At 68.4% G+C, this 16,557-nt stretch carries 23 protein-coding genes; 11 read left to right on the top strand and 12 right to left on the bottom strand.

What is annotated here, in order from left to right:
- Positions 1-26: 26 nt before the first annotated feature.
- The 6 genes from ABZ345_RS17285 to ABZ345_RS17260 all read left to right on the top strand — a co-directional run bounded on the left by ABZ345_RS17285 (position 27) and on the right by ABZ345_RS17260 (position 6,222).
- A complete protein-coding gene (locus ABZ345_RS17285; RefSeq protein WP_359848957.1) occupies positions 27-182 on the top strand; it encodes a hypothetical protein in 156 nt (51 codons plus the stop codon).
- A 7-nt stretch (positions 183-189) separates the two neighbouring features.
- Positions 190-1,218 (top strand): LLM class flavin-dependent oxidoreductase, encoded by a 1,029-nt coding sequence (locus tag ABZ345_RS17280; RefSeq protein WP_359848954.1) that lies wholly within the window; start codon positions 190-192, stop codon positions 1,216-1,218.
- Between the two features lie 337 nt (positions 1,219-1,555).
- A complete protein-coding gene (locus tag ABZ345_RS17275) occupies positions 1,556-2,083 on the top strand; it encodes a hypothetical protein (RefSeq protein ID WP_359848951.1) in 528 nt (175 codons plus the stop codon).
- A gap of 173 nt (positions 2,084-2,256) precedes the next feature.
- Positions 2,257-2,724 (top strand): thioredoxin-dependent thiol peroxidase, encoded by a 468-nt coding sequence (gene bcp / locus ABZ345_RS17270; RefSeq protein WP_359848948.1) that lies wholly within the window; start codon positions 2,257-2,259, stop codon positions 2,722-2,724.
- A 284-nt stretch (positions 2,725-3,008) separates the two neighbouring features.
- Positions 3,009-3,347: a multidrug efflux SMR transporter gene (locus ABZ345_RS17265; protein WP_359848945.1), complete on the top strand. Its 339-nt coding sequence runs from the start codon at positions 3,009-3,011 to the stop codon at positions 3,345-3,347.
- A gap of 10 nt (positions 3,348-3,357) precedes the next feature.
- Positions 3,358-6,222, top strand: a complete 2,865-nt coding sequence (locus ABZ345_RS17260) for an NACHT domain-containing protein (protein WP_359848942.1) — start codon at positions 3,358-3,360, stop codon at positions 6,220-6,222.
- On the opposite strand, the gene rdgB is transcribed toward ABZ345_RS17260, so the two are convergent.
- Both rdgB and rph read right to left on the bottom strand, forming a co-directional pair.
- Entirely contained in the window at positions 6,219-6,818 is a 600-nt protein-coding gene (gene rdgB / locus ABZ345_RS17255) for an RdgB/HAM1 family non-canonical purine NTP pyrophosphatase (RefSeq protein ID WP_359848939.1), read from the bottom strand. The genes ABZ345_RS17260 and rdgB overlap by 4 nt on opposite strands.
- Positions 6,815-7,579 (bottom strand): ribonuclease PH, encoded by a 765-nt coding sequence (rph, locus tag ABZ345_RS17250; RefSeq protein WP_359848936.1) that lies wholly within the window; start codon positions 7,577-7,579, stop codon positions 6,815-6,817. The genes rdgB and rph overlap by 4 nt, the downstream gene beginning before the upstream one ends.
- A gap of 49 nt (positions 7,580-7,628) precedes the next feature.
- On the opposite strand from rph, the gene ABZ345_RS17245 reads away from it, so the two are divergent.
- Positions 7,629-8,123, top strand: coding sequence for a DUF2231 domain-containing protein (locus ABZ345_RS17245; protein WP_359848933.1), 495 nt, complete (start codon positions 7,629-7,631; stop codon positions 8,121-8,123).
- On the opposite strand, the gene ABZ345_RS17240 is transcribed toward ABZ345_RS17245, so the two are convergent.
- From ABZ345_RS17240 to ABZ345_RS17225, 4 genes are read right to left on the bottom strand one after another with little or no spacing between them, the layout of a single operon-like run.
- A complete protein-coding gene (locus tag ABZ345_RS17240) occupies positions 8,081-8,497 on the bottom strand; it encodes an OsmC family protein (RefSeq protein ID WP_359848930.1) in 417 nt (138 codons plus the stop codon). The two genes, ABZ345_RS17245 and ABZ345_RS17240, sit on opposite strands and share 43 nt — an antisense overlap.
- Entirely contained in the window at positions 8,497-9,261 is a 765-nt protein-coding gene (locus ABZ345_RS17235; protein ID WP_359848927.1) for an MBL fold metallo-hydrolase, read from the bottom strand. The genes ABZ345_RS17240 and ABZ345_RS17235 overlap by 1 nt, the downstream gene beginning before the upstream one ends.
- A 1-nt stretch (position 9,262) precedes the next feature.
- Positions 9,263-10,012 (bottom strand): glutamate racemase, encoded by a 750-nt coding sequence (murI, locus tag ABZ345_RS17230; RefSeq protein ID WP_359849090.1) that lies wholly within the window; start codon positions 10,010-10,012, stop codon positions 9,263-9,265.
- Positions 10,013-10,023: 11 nt separating this feature from the next.
- Positions 10,024-10,638 carry a rhomboid family intramembrane serine protease gene (locus tag ABZ345_RS17225; protein ID WP_359848924.1) on the bottom strand — a complete coding sequence of 205 codons (615 nt, stop codon included), beginning with the start codon at positions 10,636-10,638 and terminating at the stop codon, positions 10,024-10,026.
- Positions 10,639-10,670: 32 nt separating this feature from the next.
- Between ABZ345_RS17225 and ABZ345_RS17220 the strand changes: the two genes are divergently transcribed.
- Positions 10,671-11,531 (top strand): SMP-30/gluconolactonase/LRE family protein, encoded by an 861-nt coding sequence (locus ABZ345_RS17220; RefSeq protein WP_359848921.1) that lies wholly within the window; start codon positions 10,671-10,673, stop codon positions 11,529-11,531.
- Between the two features lie 405 nt (positions 11,532-11,936).
- On the opposite strand, the gene ABZ345_RS17215 is transcribed toward ABZ345_RS17220, so the two are convergent.
- From ABZ345_RS17215 to ABZ345_RS17205, 3 genes are read right to left on the bottom strand one after another with little or no spacing between them, the layout of a single operon-like run.
- A complete protein-coding gene (locus tag ABZ345_RS17215) occupies positions 11,937-12,887 on the bottom strand; it encodes a cysteine synthase (protein WP_359848918.1) in 951 nt (316 codons plus the stop codon).
- Positions 12,888-12,894: 7 nt separating this feature from the next.
- A complete protein-coding gene (locus tag ABZ345_RS17210) occupies positions 12,895-13,167 on the bottom strand; it encodes a MoaD/ThiS family protein (protein WP_355567418.1) in 273 nt (90 codons plus the stop codon).
- A gap of 28 nt (positions 13,168-13,195) precedes the next feature.
- Positions 13,196-13,606, bottom strand: coding sequence for a M67 family metallopeptidase (locus ABZ345_RS17205; RefSeq protein ID WP_359848914.1), 411 nt, complete (start codon positions 13,604-13,606; stop codon positions 13,196-13,198).
- 110 nt (positions 13,607-13,716) lie between these two features.
- Between ABZ345_RS17205 and ABZ345_RS17200 the strand changes: the two genes are divergently transcribed.
- Genes ABZ345_RS17200 through ABZ345_RS17190 form a run of 3 tightly spaced genes read left to right on the top strand, consistent with a single transcriptional unit; the run spans position 13,717 to position 14,997 of the window.
- Entirely contained in the window at positions 13,717-14,079 is a 363-nt protein-coding gene (locus ABZ345_RS17200) for a metalloregulator ArsR/SmtB family transcription factor (RefSeq protein WP_359848911.1), read from the top strand.
- Positions 14,060-14,581, top strand: a complete 522-nt coding sequence (locus ABZ345_RS17195; protein ID WP_359848908.1) for an SRPBCC family protein — start codon at positions 14,060-14,062, stop codon at positions 14,579-14,581. The genes ABZ345_RS17200 and ABZ345_RS17195 overlap by 20 nt, the downstream gene beginning before the upstream one ends.
- Positions 14,578-14,997 carry an SRPBCC family protein gene (locus tag ABZ345_RS17190; protein WP_359848905.1) on the top strand — a complete coding sequence of 140 codons (420 nt, stop codon included), beginning with the start codon at positions 14,578-14,580 and terminating at the stop codon, positions 14,995-14,997. The genes ABZ345_RS17195 and ABZ345_RS17190 overlap by 4 nt, the downstream gene beginning before the upstream one ends.
- Before the next feature lies 1 nt (position 14,998).
- Here ABZ345_RS17190 and ABZ345_RS17185 read toward each other — a convergent pair whose 3' ends face one another.
- The 3 genes from ABZ345_RS17185 to ABZ345_RS17175 are packed head-to-tail and all read right to left on the bottom strand — an operon-like array spanning position 14,999 to position 16,529.
- Positions 14,999-15,472 carry a YbaB/EbfC family nucleoid-associated protein gene (locus ABZ345_RS17185; protein WP_359848902.1) on the bottom strand — a complete coding sequence of 158 codons (474 nt, stop codon included), beginning with the start codon at positions 15,470-15,472 and terminating at the stop codon, positions 14,999-15,001.
- Positions 15,469-16,224: a hypothetical protein gene (locus tag ABZ345_RS17180; RefSeq protein WP_359848900.1), complete on the bottom strand. Its 756-nt coding sequence runs from the start codon at positions 16,222-16,224 to the stop codon at positions 15,469-15,471. Before ABZ345_RS17180 ends, ABZ345_RS17185 begins: the two co-directional genes overlap by 4 nt.
- A complete protein-coding gene (locus tag ABZ345_RS17175; RefSeq protein WP_359848897.1) occupies positions 16,221-16,529 on the bottom strand; it encodes a hypothetical protein in 309 nt (102 codons plus the stop codon). Before ABZ345_RS17175 ends, ABZ345_RS17180 begins: the two co-directional genes overlap by 4 nt.
- Positions 16,530-16,557: the final 28 nt, after the last annotated feature.

The following is a 16,557-nucleotide window of genomic DNA, read 5'->3' as shown; positions in this document are numbered from 1 at the left end:
CGTGCCAGCCACCAGCTTCCGATGGCGTGCGTCTACTCCTGACGCCGGCCACGCACACGTCCGGGACGTGCTTCTTCACCATCGTCGCGGTGCTGACGCCGCACCCCCAGGGCACGACCTATGACCAGGCCGCGAAACGAGTTACCCGGCTCACGGAAGAAGTCGCCAAGCATCGGTGTTGATCGATGCATGAGCCGTCTTCGTGAGATTCCTCTGTCTGTTCTCGACCTCGCTCCGATCACGTCGGGTTCGGACGCCACGACCGCACTGCGGAACTCTCGCGAGCTCGCTCAGCAGGCCGAACGGCTCGGCTACCACCGCTACTGGTTCGCCGAGCACCACAACATGCCGGGCATCGCGTCCTCGGTGCCCGCCGTGCTGATCGAGCACATCGCGTCCGCCACGTCGACCATCCGCGTCGGCTCCGGCGGCGTGATGTTGCCGAACCACCCGCCGCTCGTCGTCGCGGAGCAGTTCGGCATGCTCGAAGCGCTGCACCCCGGCCGCATCGACCTCGGCATCGGCCGCGCGCCCGGCACCGACCAGAAGACGGCACGGGCGTTGCGGCGCACCGAGGCGGGGCTCTCGGCGGAGAACTTCCCGCAGGAGCTGACCGAGCTCATCAAGTACTTCGAGGGCACCGCGGAGCTCAACGCTGTGCCCGCCGCGGGCAACAAGCCGCCGATCTGGCTGCTCGGCTCCTCCGGCTACAGCGCGCAGGCCGCGGGCCTGCTCGGGCTGCCGTTCGCGTTCGCCCACCACTTCAGCGCCCAGAACACGCTGCCGGCCCTGGAGCTGTACCGGCGGCACTTCCGTCCGTCCGAGGTGCTCTCCGAGCCGTACGCGATGGTGTGCGCGTCGGTGGTCGTCGCGGACACCGACGAGCACGCGCGGTACATCGCCGGTCCGGGTGCGCTGTCGTTCGTGCGGCTGCGTCAAGGCCGTCCGGCGCCGCTGTCCACGCCCGAGGAGGCCGCGGCCTACCCGTACACCGAGATCGACGAGCTGGTGATCGAGGACCGCATGTCCACCCAGATCATCGGGTCCCCCTCAACGGTCCGCGCCGGGCTCGACGAGTTGATGGAGTCGACGGCCGCCGACGAGCTGATGGTGACGACGATCGTGCACGGGCACGAAGACCGTCTCCGTTCGTTCGAACTGCTCAGCGAAGTGGCCGAACGGACGCCGTCGATGGGCCGTTCAGCCGCACATACGTGAGTCGGCCAGGCGTGACCTTCACGTTTCGTACGACTGACGCTGGTCTGAACGGGTGATAAACGGCTCCGCTTGTAGCGCCAGACACACGGTGGGCGATGATCGGTGTGAGCGCGCACGCCCCCCGACGCGCTCCCTAGCTTCACCAAGCGGCCGCCGCCGCAGGACGACGTGGGGCAGGCGCACTGTGTGGCGCCGCCCACGTCGCCCATCACGAGACGGCCACGGCCCGGCACCAGGTCTGCCTCAAGGCCCTCTTTCGGTCCCCGCCACCCCTTCGGCACCGTCACAGTTGACGTGAGTCGTCGACACCCACCGCCGGGGTGGGAAAGGGGAGTTCGTGAAGTTCGCCAAATCGGCCGCGGGCCTCTGCCTCCTGCTGGCCGTGGCGGGATGTGCGGGCCCCAGCGTCGCCGTCACCCCGAACGAGAACCTGACAGTCGAACAGCGAGCCGAGACGCCCAGCGCGTCTGGTGCCGCCGCCTTCGGCACCCAGCGCGTGTGGGCCTCCGGTCTGTCCGTCGTGGTGTCCGCTCCACGCTCGCTCGCGCCGTCCCCGACGGCCATCCCGCCCGCCAAGCGCACCGCGGTCTTCACGATCACCGTCTACAACGGCTCCAAGGCCTCCTACCGCCCGTCCCAGCTCACCGTGCGCGCCACGTCCGACGACTCCCCGGCCGCCGAACTGGTCGACTCGGTCCAGGGCCTCAACGGCCTCGCCGGCGCCGTGGCGGAGCTCCCGCCGGGTCGCGACACCCAGGTCCAGGTGGCGTTCGCCGTCTCCGAACTGCCGGTGCAGATGCGGCTGACCATCCAGCCGGGTGGCCAGGGCCAGGACGCCGCCACCGTTTTCGAAGGCCAGGCCTAGGTCGCGTCCGGCAAGTCCGTTCGATGAGAGTCACGGTCGAGAGGCCCGGAGACGGTGCCGCCGAAGCGGCCTCATACCGGGCGTATTCGGGTGCTTCGGCGGTGCCGTCTCCGGGCCCCTCGGCCGCGACTGTCGCGGACGAGACTTGCAGGACACGGCCTAGTCTCTTCGGCATGACCAGTCGTCTCGAACCTGGAGACACCGCGCCCGCGTTCACGCTGCCCGACAGCGAGGGCAAGCCGGTGTCCCTGTCCGACTACCTCGGCAAGTCCGTCGTCGTGTACTTCTACCCGGCAGCCAGCACGCCGGGCTGCACCAAGCAGGCCTGCGACTTCCGCGACAACCTCGGCGTCCTGGCCGACTCCGGCTACGAGGTCGTCGGCATCTCGCCCGACAAGCAGGAGAAGCTGGCCAAGTTCCGCGACTCCGAAGGCCTCACGTTCCCGCTGCTCGGCGACCCGGACAAGAAGGTCCTGACCGAGTGGGGCGCGTTCGGCGAAAAGCAGAACTACGGCCGCACCGTCCAGGGCGTGATCCGCTCGACGTTCCTCGTCGGCCCCGACGGCAAGATCGTCAAGGCCATGTACAACGTCCGCGCCACCGGCCACGTGGCCAAGCTCCTGCGCGAACTGCCCGCCTGATTTTCCACCTGATGTGACGCCGCCGCCGCGGAACTTGCGGCGGCGGCGCCTTCTTCGGGTATGGTCGGTTCGAGGGCGTGCAACAAATGCCGCCCCTTGTTCCGGCGAGGGTGATACACCGTGTGTCGCTTGACGGCACCTCGCGGCCCCGACATCCCGTCTGATTTCGTCTTGCGCGTCCACTTTCCCACGCGAGGCGGTTGACCTGGGCTTATAAGCCCCGTCGTCCGTTCGTACACAAACACGCGCCTAGCGCCGCGTGCATTTCGTGCTGGGAAAATTCAATGCTCAAGTGGATGCTGCTCGCCGTCGCCGTGGGCGCGGAGGTTTTCGCGACCCTTTGTCTGAAGTACTCCGACGGCTTCACAAAACCGTGGCCGGTGATGGGTTTGGGAGCGGGTTTCCTCACCGCTCTCTACCTGGAATCGCAGGTGATCCGGATGGGTGTGCCCGTCGCCATCACCTACGCGATCTGGGCGGGCGCGGGCATCGCGCTGGTCGCCGTCACGAGCCGCGTGCTGTTCGCCGATCCCCTCAACCTCGCGATGCTCTGCGGCATGGCCCTGATCGCCGCCGGCGTCTGCGTCGTGTCCGTAGCCTCACACGCCCACGCGACCGTTTAACCTCGTTTGGGTGGGCTTAGAAATCGTCGCAGTCTCCAAGCTGGGCCAGTCGGTAGCTCTACGCGCCGCCACCGAATGGCTGGCCACTCCGGACACGCGAACCCTGCCGCTGTCCGAGCTAGCGGCCCTGGAACTGTCCAAGCCCACCCAACGAGCCAAGCTCGACACCCTGGTCCAGCACATCGGCCACCAGGTGACCGAACAACTGGAAGCCGTCCTGGAACGCTTCACCGCCGACGAGATCGCCGCCGCCGCGTCTGCTGTGGAGGCGGCACTGTCGACCATCGACCTGTCCGATCCCGCGCTGCTCGCCGACGACGCCGACTCGGAAGTCCTCGCCCAACGCATCCGCCGCTCACTCCCCCGCCCAGACCTGGGCCGCTGTTACGACGCGGCCTTGGACCAGTCCTGCCGCTACCTGGTTCAAATCCTCAGGCACCTGCCGTCCTTCCAACCCCGCGCTCTCGCCGAAGTCCTCTCCCGGGCCACGGCCCAAACCGCGCTCCTCGACGACATCCTGTCCCGCCTCCCCCGTACGTCTTTGTACGCCCCACAAGGCACCGACAACGACGACGAGTTCCGCGACGAATACCTCCGCTACATCGCCGCCACCCTGGACCGCCTGGAACTCCTGGGCCTGTCCATGAAGGACCGCCCACGCCTGGCTCTGAGCGTCGCCTACCTGAGCCTCACGGTGTCAGGCCAGGAACTTCCACGACACGGGTGGTTCGGGGAGACCAACCATCAGGCGCACTCGGGTGTGCGAGTGGAGTCGGCTCTGGGCAACCGCACCCTGGTCCGCGGTGACGCGGGTTCGGGCAAAACCACGTTGCTCGACTGGCTCGCGGTCACGGCAGCCAAGGGTCAGTTCGTCGGTGAACTCCAGGCGTGGAACGGACTGGTCCCATTTCCGATCCGGCTGCGTGCCCACGCCGACTCGCCACTGCCGACCAAGCCCGAGGAGTTCGTCAGCGGGCTACTGGGCGGGATCATGCCCGCGGGATGGGTCCACCGCGTGCTGCGGGCGGGCAACGGCCTGCTGCTGGTGGACGGTGTGGACGAGGTGCCCCCGGCAAAACGCCACAGCGTTCGTGAATGGCTGCATGGGCTGGTGAGCGCTTTCCCCGAAGCCAAGGTCGTGGTGACCGCCCGTCCGGCCGCGACCGACGAGAAGTGGTTGGCAGAGACGGGCTTCTCGTCAGTCGAGCTGGAGCAGATGAGCCCGAGTGACGTGAAGGTGTTCCTCCAGCGCTGGCACGAGGCCGCCGGCGCCCCGGAGGAAGCCCAAAGACGGCTGGTCACCCAGCTCGACAGCCGCGAACACCTGCGCTCCCTGGCTTCCTCGCCGCTGCTGTGCGCGATGTTGTGCGCGCTCAACCTCGGAAGGGTCTCCGAGCTGCCGCAGAGCCGCATGGAGCTGTACGCGGCAGCGCTGACCATGCTGCTCGACCTCCGTGACGCCGAACGCGGAATCGCCCGGATCCTGACCACCTCGGAGAAGACCGTGCTACTGCGGGACCTCGCCTGGCGACTGACTCTGGGTGGACGCAGCCAGCTGCCGACCTCCAAGGTGCACGAACACGTATCGCGCAAGATCCGTTCGATACCCAGTGTGGACAACGAGCCGAACACCATCGTCACGAACCTGCTCGAACGCAGCGGCGTGATCCGTGAACCTCTACCCGGCCAGGTCGACTTCGTGCACCGGACATTTCAGGAGTACCTGGCGGGCGAGGAGGCGATGCAGGACGGACAGGTCGAGACGCTCGTCGCCCATGCGCACCAGGACTCCTGGACTCAAACGATCGTGCTCGCCTGTGGACACGGCCAACGCGCTCAGGTGAACGAACTGCTGACCGACGTGCTCGACCGCGCCGATCGGGAGCCGCGCAGGGCTCGGCGACTGCGGCTGCTGGCCGCTGCGTGCCTGGAGACCGTTAGTGACGTCGATGCCGAGGTGCACGACCGAATCGACGCGATCATCAGGGACAAGCTGGTACCGCCCCGCAGCAAGAAGGAGACCACGTCGCTGGCCACCATCGGCCACCGCGTGCTCCGCTACCTCCCGACCAGCCTGGACGGGCTGTCCGACGCTGTCGCGGTGGCCACCGTGCGCAGCGCGACGCTGACGGGGTCTCGCGAGTCCATGACCCGGCTCGCAGAGTACGCGCGTGATCCACGACGGGAAGTGCAACAAGCGCTGCTCGAGGCGTGGCTCACCTTCGACCCCCAGCGTTACGCGGAGGAGGTCCTGGCGGACGCTCCTCTTGACCAGGGCTGCGCCAGGATCAAGTCCACCAGGCTGATCCCGCACCTGCCGTTGCTCCGTCACCTGGTTGGCACGGAAGTCGACCTCGGCTACGAGGAAGAACAAACCGACTTGCGGTTTGTGGCAGGTGCGGAACACCTGCGCCAGCTCACCGCCGTTGTCCGGGGTGACGCGGACCTGAGTCCGCTCCACGCAGTGGCGGAGCTGCAAGGGCTCTTCCTGTACGGCAGCCGGCGTTTCACGAACACCGGCCAACTGCCACCCGTCGGGAACTCGATCGTCCTGCTCCAGGACGAGCCCTGGGACGATCTCGATTTCCTGCGCGGGCGGTCGCTGACCAGCCTGTGGCTTAGCAGTGTCGGAAACGGTGACGCACTCAGCGCGATCGAGAACATGAAGCGCCTGCGCATGCTGGGGTGCTGGGATTGGAAGGACCTGAGCACCATTCCGGCCGCACCGGGACTGGCGAAGCTCGCTCTCATGGGCCACGCCCCGATCGACCTGACGCCGTTGCGTTCCACACAGCTGCAGCTGTCGTTGGATCGGGGCAGCACCTATGTCGGGGTCGATGAACTCGACCCCGACGTGAGGATTAGTTGGGACTAAGCCAGTTTGCGCAGGTACGGGACCAGGAGCTTGAGGGCGCGGCCGCGGTGCGACTCCGCGTCCTTCTGCTCCGCCGTCATCTCGGCCGACGTGATCTCGTACCCCTCGGGCACGAAGATCGGGTCGTAACCGAACCCGTTGGTCCCGCGCCGAGCCCGCAGCAACGTGCCACGCCACTCGCCGCGCACCACGACCTCTTCGCCGCCAGGCACGACGAGAGCGACCACAGACACGAACGCCGCACCACGGCGCTCGTCCGGCACATCGCCGAGCTGGCCCAGCAGCAGATCCAGGTTGGCGTCGTCGTCACCATGACGGCCGGACCACCGGGCGGACAGCACGCCGGGCATGCCGTTCAGCTCGTCCACGGCCAGCCCGGAGTCGTCCGCGATGGACACGAGCCCTGTCGCCAGAGCGGCGTCACGGGCCTTGGCCACCGCGTTGCCCTCGAAGTCCGGCGCGGTCTCGGGAGCTTCGGGAAACGAGGGCACGTCCGACAAGGACAGCACCTCGATGCCGTCCAAGCCCTCCGCGGCCACGATGCGCTGCAGCTCGCGCAGCTTCTTCGCGTTGCGCGACGCCAGCAGGAGCTTCATCGCCTGCTCGCCTTGGGCTCCGGCAGCACGCCGGGGTAGGGCTCGGCCAGCGCGGCGGCCTGGATGCGATTCAGTTCGGCGCAGCCCAGAAGCGCCACGTCCAGCATGCGGTCCAGAGTGGACCGGGCGAACGTCGCGCCCTCGCCGGTGCCCTGGACCTCGATCAGCGTGCCGGCGTCGGTGGCGACGACGTTCATGTCGACCTCGGCCCGCGAGTCCTCCTCGTACGGCAGGTCGAGCCGAACCCGGCCGTCCACGACACCCACGGACACGGCGGACACCGCGCACGACAGCGGCGAAGGGTCAGCCAGACGGCCCGCGGCACCCAGATAGGTCACCGCGTCGGCCAGAGCCACGTAGGCGCCGGTGATCGCCGCCGTGCGGGTGCCGCCGTCGGCCTGGATGACGTCGCAGTCGATGACGATGGTGTTCTCGCCCAACGACGCCAAGTCAATGCAAGCCCGCAGTGAGCGCCCGATCAGGCGCGAGATCTCGTGGGTGCGGCCGCCGATGCGGCCCTTCACGGACTCGCGGTCGCTGCGGGTGTGCGTGGCGGACGGGAGCATCGCGTACTCGGCGGTCACCCAGCCGAGGCCCGAGCCCGAACGCCACCGGGGCACGCCTTCGGTGACACTCGCGGCGCACAGCACGCGGGTGTTCCCGAACTCGATCAGGACCGAGCCCGCGGGCCAGGTCTGATATCCACGCGTGATCCGGATGTCACGCAACACGTCATCATTTCGGCCGTCGCTTCGCACCACGCGGCCTACCCTAATGAACCCTGCGGAGCGCCATGGCGTAGGGAGAGACATGCTGACGATCGACGGTATTCCGCTTCACCCGTTGCTGGTGCACGCGGTGGTCGTGCTGCTGCCCCTCGCGGCGCTGAGCTCGGTCGCGATTGCGCTGGTCCCGGGCTGGCGGCGGCGGTACGCGTGGCCTGTTCTCGGGGTCACGCTGGCCGGTGTCGCGGCTGTTCCGATGGCCAAGCAGGCGGGTGAGGACCTCATGGCCTCGCTCGAGAACAAGGTCGGACCCAATCCCGCCATCCAGACGCACGCCGACCTCGGCACGATGCTGCTGCCGATCGCGCTCGGGTTCGGTGTCGCGGTCATCGCGCTGCTGGTGGCCGGACGGCTCGCGGACCGGGAGCGCCAGGCGGAGGCACCCACCACGAAGACGTGGCGGGTGATCTCAGTCGTCGTGTCGGTGCTGGTGGTCGTGCTCGCGGTCGGCACCGTGTGGCAGACCGTGCGCACCGGTCACAGCGGGTCGGAGGTGGTCTGGAGCGGCGTGGGGAGCTGAAGGGGCGCCGTCGCCGTCTGCTTCAACGTCCGCGTGACCGTGCAGAACTGCTCCACGGCGCGACGGACGACGGTTTCGAGCGCCTCCGGGTCGTCCACTGCGGACAGGTCGTACGAGAGCGTCACCGGGATGGAGATCACCTCGTTGCCGCTCTCGGACTGAACGGCGTCCGCGACCGCCGACAACGACTCACCGCCCGTGCGGCGCAGGATCAGCGTCTCCGAGGTCACCAGCGCGCAGCCCGCGGCGGCCGCCACGAGGAGCTCGACCGGGCTGAACGAGCCCTCCTGCCCCTTGCGGCCGATCCGCACGGACGCGCCACGCCCGTTGGACGCGACGAACTCGTGCTCGCCGACTCTCTCAAGCTCGATCATCAGTTCTCCCCCACCTCGTAGCGACCGCCCTGCACGACCAGTTCACACGGCCCGTCGAACGCGGCCTTGGCCTCTTCCAGCACGTCGTCGCGCGAGGTCCACGGCGGCACGTGCGTGATCAGCAGCCGCCGGGCACCCGACCGCGACGCCAGCTCCCCCGCCTCACGCCCGGACATGTGCAGGCCCGGCTGACGGTCCGGCGCGTGCGTCCAGCTCGCCTCGCTCAGCAGCACGTCGACACCCGAGGCCAGTGAGTCCAGCGCCGCGCAGGGCCCGCTGTCCCCGGTGTAGGCCAGCGACACGCCACCGCACGAGATCCGGAACCCGTAGGTCTCACAGGGATGTGCGACCACAGCGGAGTCCACAGTGAACGGTCCTATCCGGACAGGAGAACCCAGCTCGCGAAAGGAGAAGACATCGCTGAAGTCCAACGACGACCGCTCGGCCTCGTTGGGGGCGTAGGCCGCCACGAAACGCGAGTGCGCCTCAGCAGGTGCGTAGACAGGCAACGGCCCAGACGGCGGCAACGGGTGGTACTTCCGTGCCACGTACAAGGACGACACGTCGATGCAGTGGTCAGGATGCAGGTGCGAGAGCACCAGCGCGTCCATCGAGAACAGCGAGCGCTCTTCCTGGAACCGCGACAGCACCCCGTTGCCGAACTCCAGCGCCAGCGTGAACCCGTCGGCCTCCACGAGATACCCGGACGCCGCCGCGCCGGGTCCGGGAATGCTGCCGGAGCAGCCCAGCACGGTCAGCAGCACATCAGCCCCATTGTTCGAAGGTAGGCAGGAACCGGGCCGCCAGCTTCGCGAACCGCTCGGGTGGACCAGTGCACGTCACCCGATGGACGGGCGGTTCGGAGGCGAACTCGTCGCGCTCGGTCAGCAACCGCACGACGTCCTTCACCGTCTCCTCGGCGCTCGACACCAGCGTCACCGACTCGCCCATGACGATCTGGATCACGCCGGTCAGCAACGGGTAGTGCGTGCAGCCCAGGACCACCGTGTCGACCTCGGCGCGCTGCAACGGCTCCAGGTACGCCTGCGCCAGCCCGAGGACCTGCCGCCCGGAGGTGATGCCGCGCTCGACGAAGTCCACGAACCGGGGGCACGCCGCCGCCGTCACCGTCACGTCGCGCGCCGCCTGGAACGCGTCCTGGTACGCGTGCGAGTTGATCGTGCCGACCGTGGCGATGACGCCGATGCGGTCGTTGTGGGTGGTGCGGACCGCACGGCGCACCGCGGGGAGGATGACCTCGACCACCGGCACGTTGTAGCGCTCACGGGCGTCGCGGAAGCACGCGGCGGACGCGGTGTTGCACGCGATCACGAGCATCTTCGAGCCCTCGTCGACCAGCCGGTCGCACACCTCCAGCGCGTGCTTGCGCGCCTGTGCGATCGGTAGTGGCCCATAAGGACCGTGCGCCGTGTCGCCGATGTAGTGGATCGACTCGCCCGGCAGCTGGTCCATGATCGCGCGGGCGACCGTCAGGCCGCCGACGCCCGAGTCCATGATCCCGATCGTCACGCCGTGAATGTAGCCGGTGCGGCAGTACGGCGGTTGTTGTCACGAGACACACCCCACGCGGCCAGCACTCCACCGACCGCGCCGAACAGGTGGCCTTCCCACGACACGCCCGGCTGGCCGGGCAGCACACCCCACAAAGCCGCGCCGTACAACGCGAACACGCCGACCGCGATCACCAGTTGCAGCCACGACCTGGCGAAGATCCCGCGCACCAGCAGGAACGCGAGGAACCCGAACACCAGCCCGGACGCGCCGATGTGGCTGCCGGGGCTGCCGAACACCCACACGCCCAGCGTCGAGCTGAGCCAGATGACCACGGTGACCTGGAAGAACTGCTTCAGCCCGCCCGAGGTGGCGAGGAACCCCAGCAGCAGCAACGGAACCGCGTTGCCGGTGAGGTGGCTCCAGTCGCCGTGGATCAACGGCATCCAGATCAGGTTGTCCCACTGGCTGAAGTCGCGCGGCCGCACGCCGTCGTCCTCCAGCGAGTTGCCGGTCGCCACGTCGAAGGCCTCGACCACGTAGAGGAAGCCGACGAACCCGGCCACGACGAGCAACGACAGCACGGGATGCGGCGGAATGACTCGTTTCGCGAGGGCGGTGCGGTCCACTGGTTCAGAGTACGTGGCCATAGAGTGATCGGGTGGCGATTGAAGTAGCGGTGCGCGCATCGGCCCAGCTCGGCGAGGGGCCGACGTGGGACCACAGCAGCTCCACCTTGCTGTGGGTGGACATCCTGGCGTCCGAGGTCCACCGCTACGCACCCGCGCGGGACGACGACGCCGTGCTCGTGGTGCCCCAGCACGTGGGCGCCGCCAAGCCGCGCGCGATGGGCGGCATCGTCTGCAACCTGCGCGACGGCATCGCCCTGATCGACCGCGACGGCACCAAGTCCTGGCTCGTCTACTGGGCGCGCGAGGGCGTGCGCGGCAACGACGCGGGCATCGACCCGTCGGGCCGGCTGTGGGCCGGCACGATGCGCTACGACCAGGCCGCCGACGAGGGCTGGCTCGCCAGGATCACCGGTGAGGGCTCGGCGAAGGTCATGGTGGACAAGGTGAACACGAGCAACGGCGTCGGCTGGAGCCCCGACGGGAGGCTCATGTACTACATCGACACCCCGACCCGCCGGATCGACGTGTTCGACTTCGACAACGCCGCAGGCACCCCGTCGAACCGCCGCCCGCTCACCCACGTCGGCAACACCGACGGCTGGCCGGACGGGCTGTGCGTCGACGCCGACGGCTGCGTGTGGGTCGCGCTCTGGGGTGGGCGGGCGGTTCGCCGCTACACGCCTTCAGGGGAGCTCGACCGCGAGATCGAGGTGCCGGTCGACAACCCGACCGCCTGTTGCTTCGGCGGCGAGGACTTCGCGGACCTCTACGTCACGTCGGCGCGCGTCGGTTTGTCGGATCAGGCGTTGATGGAGAGGCAGCTGAACGGGTCCGTGCTCGTGCTGCCCGGGGTGGGAGCCGGGCTGCCCGGAACGGCCTTCGCTGGCTGACGCAGGCCTCCGAGCTGGGAACCCCTGCGTTTCAACGGTTCTACCGTGCTGGTGGCCTGCCGCAGACCGCGAACTGTCGCGTCGAACGCCCTCCACAGCATCGCCCTCGACAGCACTGGGAGTCGCCAGGACGGAGGCCGTTGAGAAGGCTTCCTGATTCCCTGGCAGCGACAGTGAGCGGGTCAACCGGTCACCGGGCACGTCCAGCGTCACCCGACGCCGTCTCAACCACGGTTGCCCTCGTTCAGGCCGCCTGGGCTGCCCGTGACGTCACAACGACCACAGAGCGGACACGGTGCACGCACCGCGTGGCTTGTGCCGGGAGCGCACGCTCACGCAGGGGTACCCCCGAGCTGGGAACCCCTGCGTCATAACGTACTCAGCACCACCGACAAGATCGTCGGTTCACGCCCAGAGGTGGCCGTCCAGCCGGGCCGCCGCCTCGTCCAGGGTTCCGGCGTAGGCGCCCGTGGACAGGTACTTCCACCCCGCGTCGGCGACGATGAACACGATGTCGGCGGTCTTGCCCGCGACCTCGGCCTTCTGCGCCACGGCCAGCGCGGCGTGCAGGATCGCGCCCGTCGAGATGCCGGCGAAGATTCCCTCGGACTCCAGCAGCTGCCGGGTGCGGCGCAACGCGTCGTACGAACCGACCGAGTACCGCCCGGTCAGCACCGACTCGTCGTACAGCTCCGGCACGAAGCCCTCGTCGAGGTTGCGCAGGCCGTAGACCAGCTCGCCGTACCGGGGTTCGGCGGCGATGATCTGCACGTCCGGCTTGGCCTCGCGCAGGTAGCGGCCCACTCCGACCAGCGTGCCGGTCGTACCTAGACCGGCCACGAAGTGCGTGATGGAAGGCAGGTCGGCGAGGATCTCCGGCCCCGTGCCGCGGAAGTGCGCCTCCGCGTTCGCGGGGTTCCCGTACTGGTAGAGCATGATCCAGTCCGGGTTCTGCTTCGCGAGCTCCTTGGCCGCGGCGACGGCCTGGTTCGACCCGCCGGCGGCCGGCGAGAACACGATGCGCGCGCCGTACGCCTGCAGCAGCTGGCGACGCTCGGTCGAGGTGTTCTCCGGCATCACGCACACCAGGCCGTAGCCCTTGAGCTTCGCGGCCATGGCGAGCGAGATGCCGGTGTTGCCGGACGTCGGCTCCAGGATCGTGGCGCCGGGACGCAGGATGCCGTCCCGCTCCGCCGCCTCGATCATGGCCAGCGCGGGCCGGTCCTTGATCGAGCCGGTCGGGTTGCGGTCCTCGAGCTTCGCCCAGATGCGCACGTTCTCCGACGGAGACAGGTTCGGCAGGCCCACCAGCGGTGTCCCGCCGAGCGCGTCCAGGAGCGAGTCGTAGCGGGCCATGGGGAGATCAGCCGCCCGCGACAGCCGGGAGGATGGTGACGTTGTCGCCGTCCTTCACCGGGGCGGTGAGCCCACCGGCGAAGCGCACGTCCTCGTCGTTGACGTAGACGTTGACGAAGCGGTGCAGCGCGCCTTCCTTGACCAGCCGGGCCTTGAGGCCGCCGTGGTTGTTCTCCAGGTCGTCGATGACCTCGGCGAGCGTCGTACCGGCAGCGGACACCGACTTCTCGCCCCCGGTGTGGGTGCGCAGGATGGTCGGGATCGACACGGTGACGGCCATGATGGTTCTACCTCCGGGGAAACGTAGCTCAGGACTCGATGATCTTGACCGGTTCCTCGGTCACGACACCGTCGACGATGCGGTACGACCGCACCTCGTGCTCGATCGGGTCACGCGTGGAGACCAGCACGTAGTGGGCGTCCGGTTCGCCCGCGAACGAGATGTCGGTGCGGGACGGGTACGCCTCGGTGGCGGTGTGCGAGTGGTACACGACCACCGGCACCTCGTCGTTGGCATCCATCTCGCGCCACACCTTGAGCTGTTCCGCGGCGTCGAACCGGTAGAACGTGGGCGACCTCTCTGCGTTCTCCATCTCGATGAAGCGTTCAGGGCGATCGGACCCGAACGGCCCTGCGATCACCCCGCACGCCTCGTCGGGGTGGTCGCGGCGCGCGTGGGCCACCATCGCGTCCACCAGGTCACGGCGAATCACCAGCACATGCTCAATCCTACGGGCTGGCGAGAGTTGTCTCGGTATGCGAGATACCCACGTCAAGCAGCTTGTTTTAGCTCTGGCTAATATTAGTGGCAGCTACTACAGTGCTCGTCGTGCACGCGTTCGACGTACTCGGCGACCCGGTGCGCCGGCGGATCCTGGAGCTGCTCGCGAGTGGTGAGCGGGCGGCCGGCGACGTCGGCGGAGTGGTCCAGGCCGAGTTCGGAATCACCCAGTCAGCGGTCTCGCAGCACCTGAAGGTGTTGCGGTCGAACGGGTTCGTCCAGGTCAGAGCCGAAGGCACCCGAAGGCTCTACGCCGTGGCGCCGGACCCGTTGCAGGAGATCGACACGTGGCTGGACCACTTCCGGCGGTTCTGGGAACCGCACCTCGACGCGCTCGAGACCGAACTGGCCCGCGGCAGGCGTGAGCGCAGGCTTCAGGAGGAGGCAGACGATGACCGACCGCAGCTATGAGGACGGAAAGCTCGTCGTCCGGCGGCACTACAAGGCCGGCCGGGAGGACGTCTGGGACGCCATCACCACGCCGGAACGCCTGGTCCGCTGGTTCCTGCCGATCAGCGGCGACCTGCGGATCGGCGGCCGCTACCAGCTCGAGGGCAACGCGGGCGGCGAGATCGTCCGCTGCGACCGGCCGTCCGAGATCGGCCTGACCTGGGAGATGGGCGGCGGCGTCACCGAGGTGATCGTGCGCCTCGAACCGGACGGCGACTCCACGGTCCTCACGCTGTCGCACTCCCCCGTCCCCGGCGAGCTGATCCCGAACGCGTCGCCGGCGATGTGGGGGCTCGGCGCGGGATGGGAGATGGGCCTCATCGCGCTGGAGGAGTTCCTCACCGGCGCGCTGCCGGAGGGCAACGCGAAGGACTGGATCGCCAGCGCCTCCCAGGAGGACCTCATGGCCGCGGGCATGCGAGCACAGCAGATCAGCGACGCGTGGAAGGAAGTCCTCGGATGAGGTTCACCAAGGAGATCGTGCTGGACAAGCCGATCGAGCAGGTCCGGGTGCTCACGTCCGATCCCGATCACCTCCTGCACTGGCAGCCCGACCTGGTCGGCATCACCCAGCACAGCCCGACGCCGGGCGTCGCCGGCGCCACCGCGACCCTCACGTACCGGAAGTTCAGGTTCGAGGAGACGGTGCTGGCCGCGACCGCCGACGAACGCACCTCCCGCTACGAGGCGCGCGGAATGGTCCACACGATCACCAACCGCTACCGCGCGGTCGACGACCAGCACACGTTGCTGGTGTGCGAGAACGAGATCCGGACGCCGTTCCTGCTGAGATTGTTCCACCGCAGGATCAACCGGGTGCTGCAGGAGGAGACCGAACGCAACCTCGCCAACCTCAAGGCCTACATCGACAACGCCTGAGTCACCAGCCCTCGTCCTTCATGACCGGCCCGGAGAAGTCCTCCTCCCGCTGCACCGGACGCCGCACCGGCGCGGGTGCGGGTGCGGCGGCAGGAGGTGCGACCTCGGGCAGCAGCACGGGCATGTCCCGCACCACGCCCTCGTTCTGCAACGGCGAGTAGACCTGCCGCACCGCACCCCGTGCCTGCGCGGCGGCCTCCTGCGTCACACGCACCACGAGTGCCGCGAGCTGCCGGACGTTCAACTGCTGCACGGCGGGCGTGAGCACCAGGCCGGTCAGCATCCCGCCCGCGTCCACGGTCGCCTTCACCGAACCATCCGGGTCCGACGCCGACGCGGTCACGCTGACGGCCTGGGTACGGGCCGCATCGAGCGTCTTCCGGCGTCGTCCTGCTTGCGTGTGCAGGTGCGCGGCGCGCTCGGTGACCTGTGCGGCCCTGGCGTTGATCTCCGCGGCGTTCAGCGGTGAGCTCATGACGGCCCCTGTTCCTCGTACCGATCGGTCTCGTCCGGGCCGAAGATCGGCTTGTCGTACGGCCCGTCCTCCTGGCGCTTCGGTTCCGGCACGAGGTCGGTCTTGTCGTTGGGCCTCTTGTGCTTGCCCTGCGCCTCGTCCGTCATCCCGAACGAGCCGGGGTCGAACGACGGCGCCGTGATCACCACGGGCCGAGCGGGCCTCACCTCGGCGAGTTTGGCGCCGGAGACGTACTCCGCGAGATCCCGCAACGCCTTCTCCAGCTTCGCGCGCTCGATGTCGATCTTGCTGATGACGCTCAGGCCGTTGTTGTTGATCGACAGCAACGCACCCAGCTCGCTGTCGGCGTCGATCACCTCGTTGGCCACGCTCGTGCCACCGGAGATGAGCGATCCGCTGATCGCGCCCACCACCGCCAGCGACGTACCACCCGACACGGCCGCCGCGGCCACGCCCGCGATCGCGCCGACGACGGCCAGCGCGATCTTCCAGCCGTCCATGTCCTGCTGCGCGCCGCCGAGGTGCAGCCGGAGGTCCTTCTCCAGCACCCACTTCGCCTCCTGGAGGCCGTCGATCATCGACTGCGCGCTGTCGGGGTCACCGCACTGGAAGGCCGAGAAGACCTTCGGAATGCTCTCCTCGATGTACGGGAACATGTCGATGATCTCCTGATCGCACTCCTCGTGGATCAGGGCCATGACGTGGTTTCCCTGGGCGCGGATGTGGTTGCGCCAATCTCCGTTCGCGCTCATCGCTGACCGTCCGCCTGCCGGTAGCGCTCCGCGATCTCGCGCAACGCCTGCGCGGCGAGGTCGAGGTTCTCCGCGTTGTCGTCGAGCACACGCCCCAGGAAGTTCGCCGCGGGGCCGAAGTCGCGCTCCACACCTTCGAACAGGCGGTACACCGGTTGGTCCGAAATGGAGAAGGCGGCGGACGACTCGTCGACCGCCCTGTTCAGGTGTTCCTTCACCTGACGCAGGCAGTCGGCCATGCCGGTCAGCCGGACGTTCGCGATCTTGTCCAGATTTTCCAGTTGTACCGAGAACTGGTCCCCCATGGTGATTCCTCCCTCTCGAGGTAGGAAT

It is taken from the genome of Lentzea sp. NPDC005914 (assembly GCF_040629405.1).
Classification (GTDB): Bacteria; Actinomycetota; Actinomycetes; order Mycobacteriales; family Pseudonocardiaceae; genus Lentzea.
This window is presented reverse-complemented; position numbering and strand designations above follow the sequence as displayed.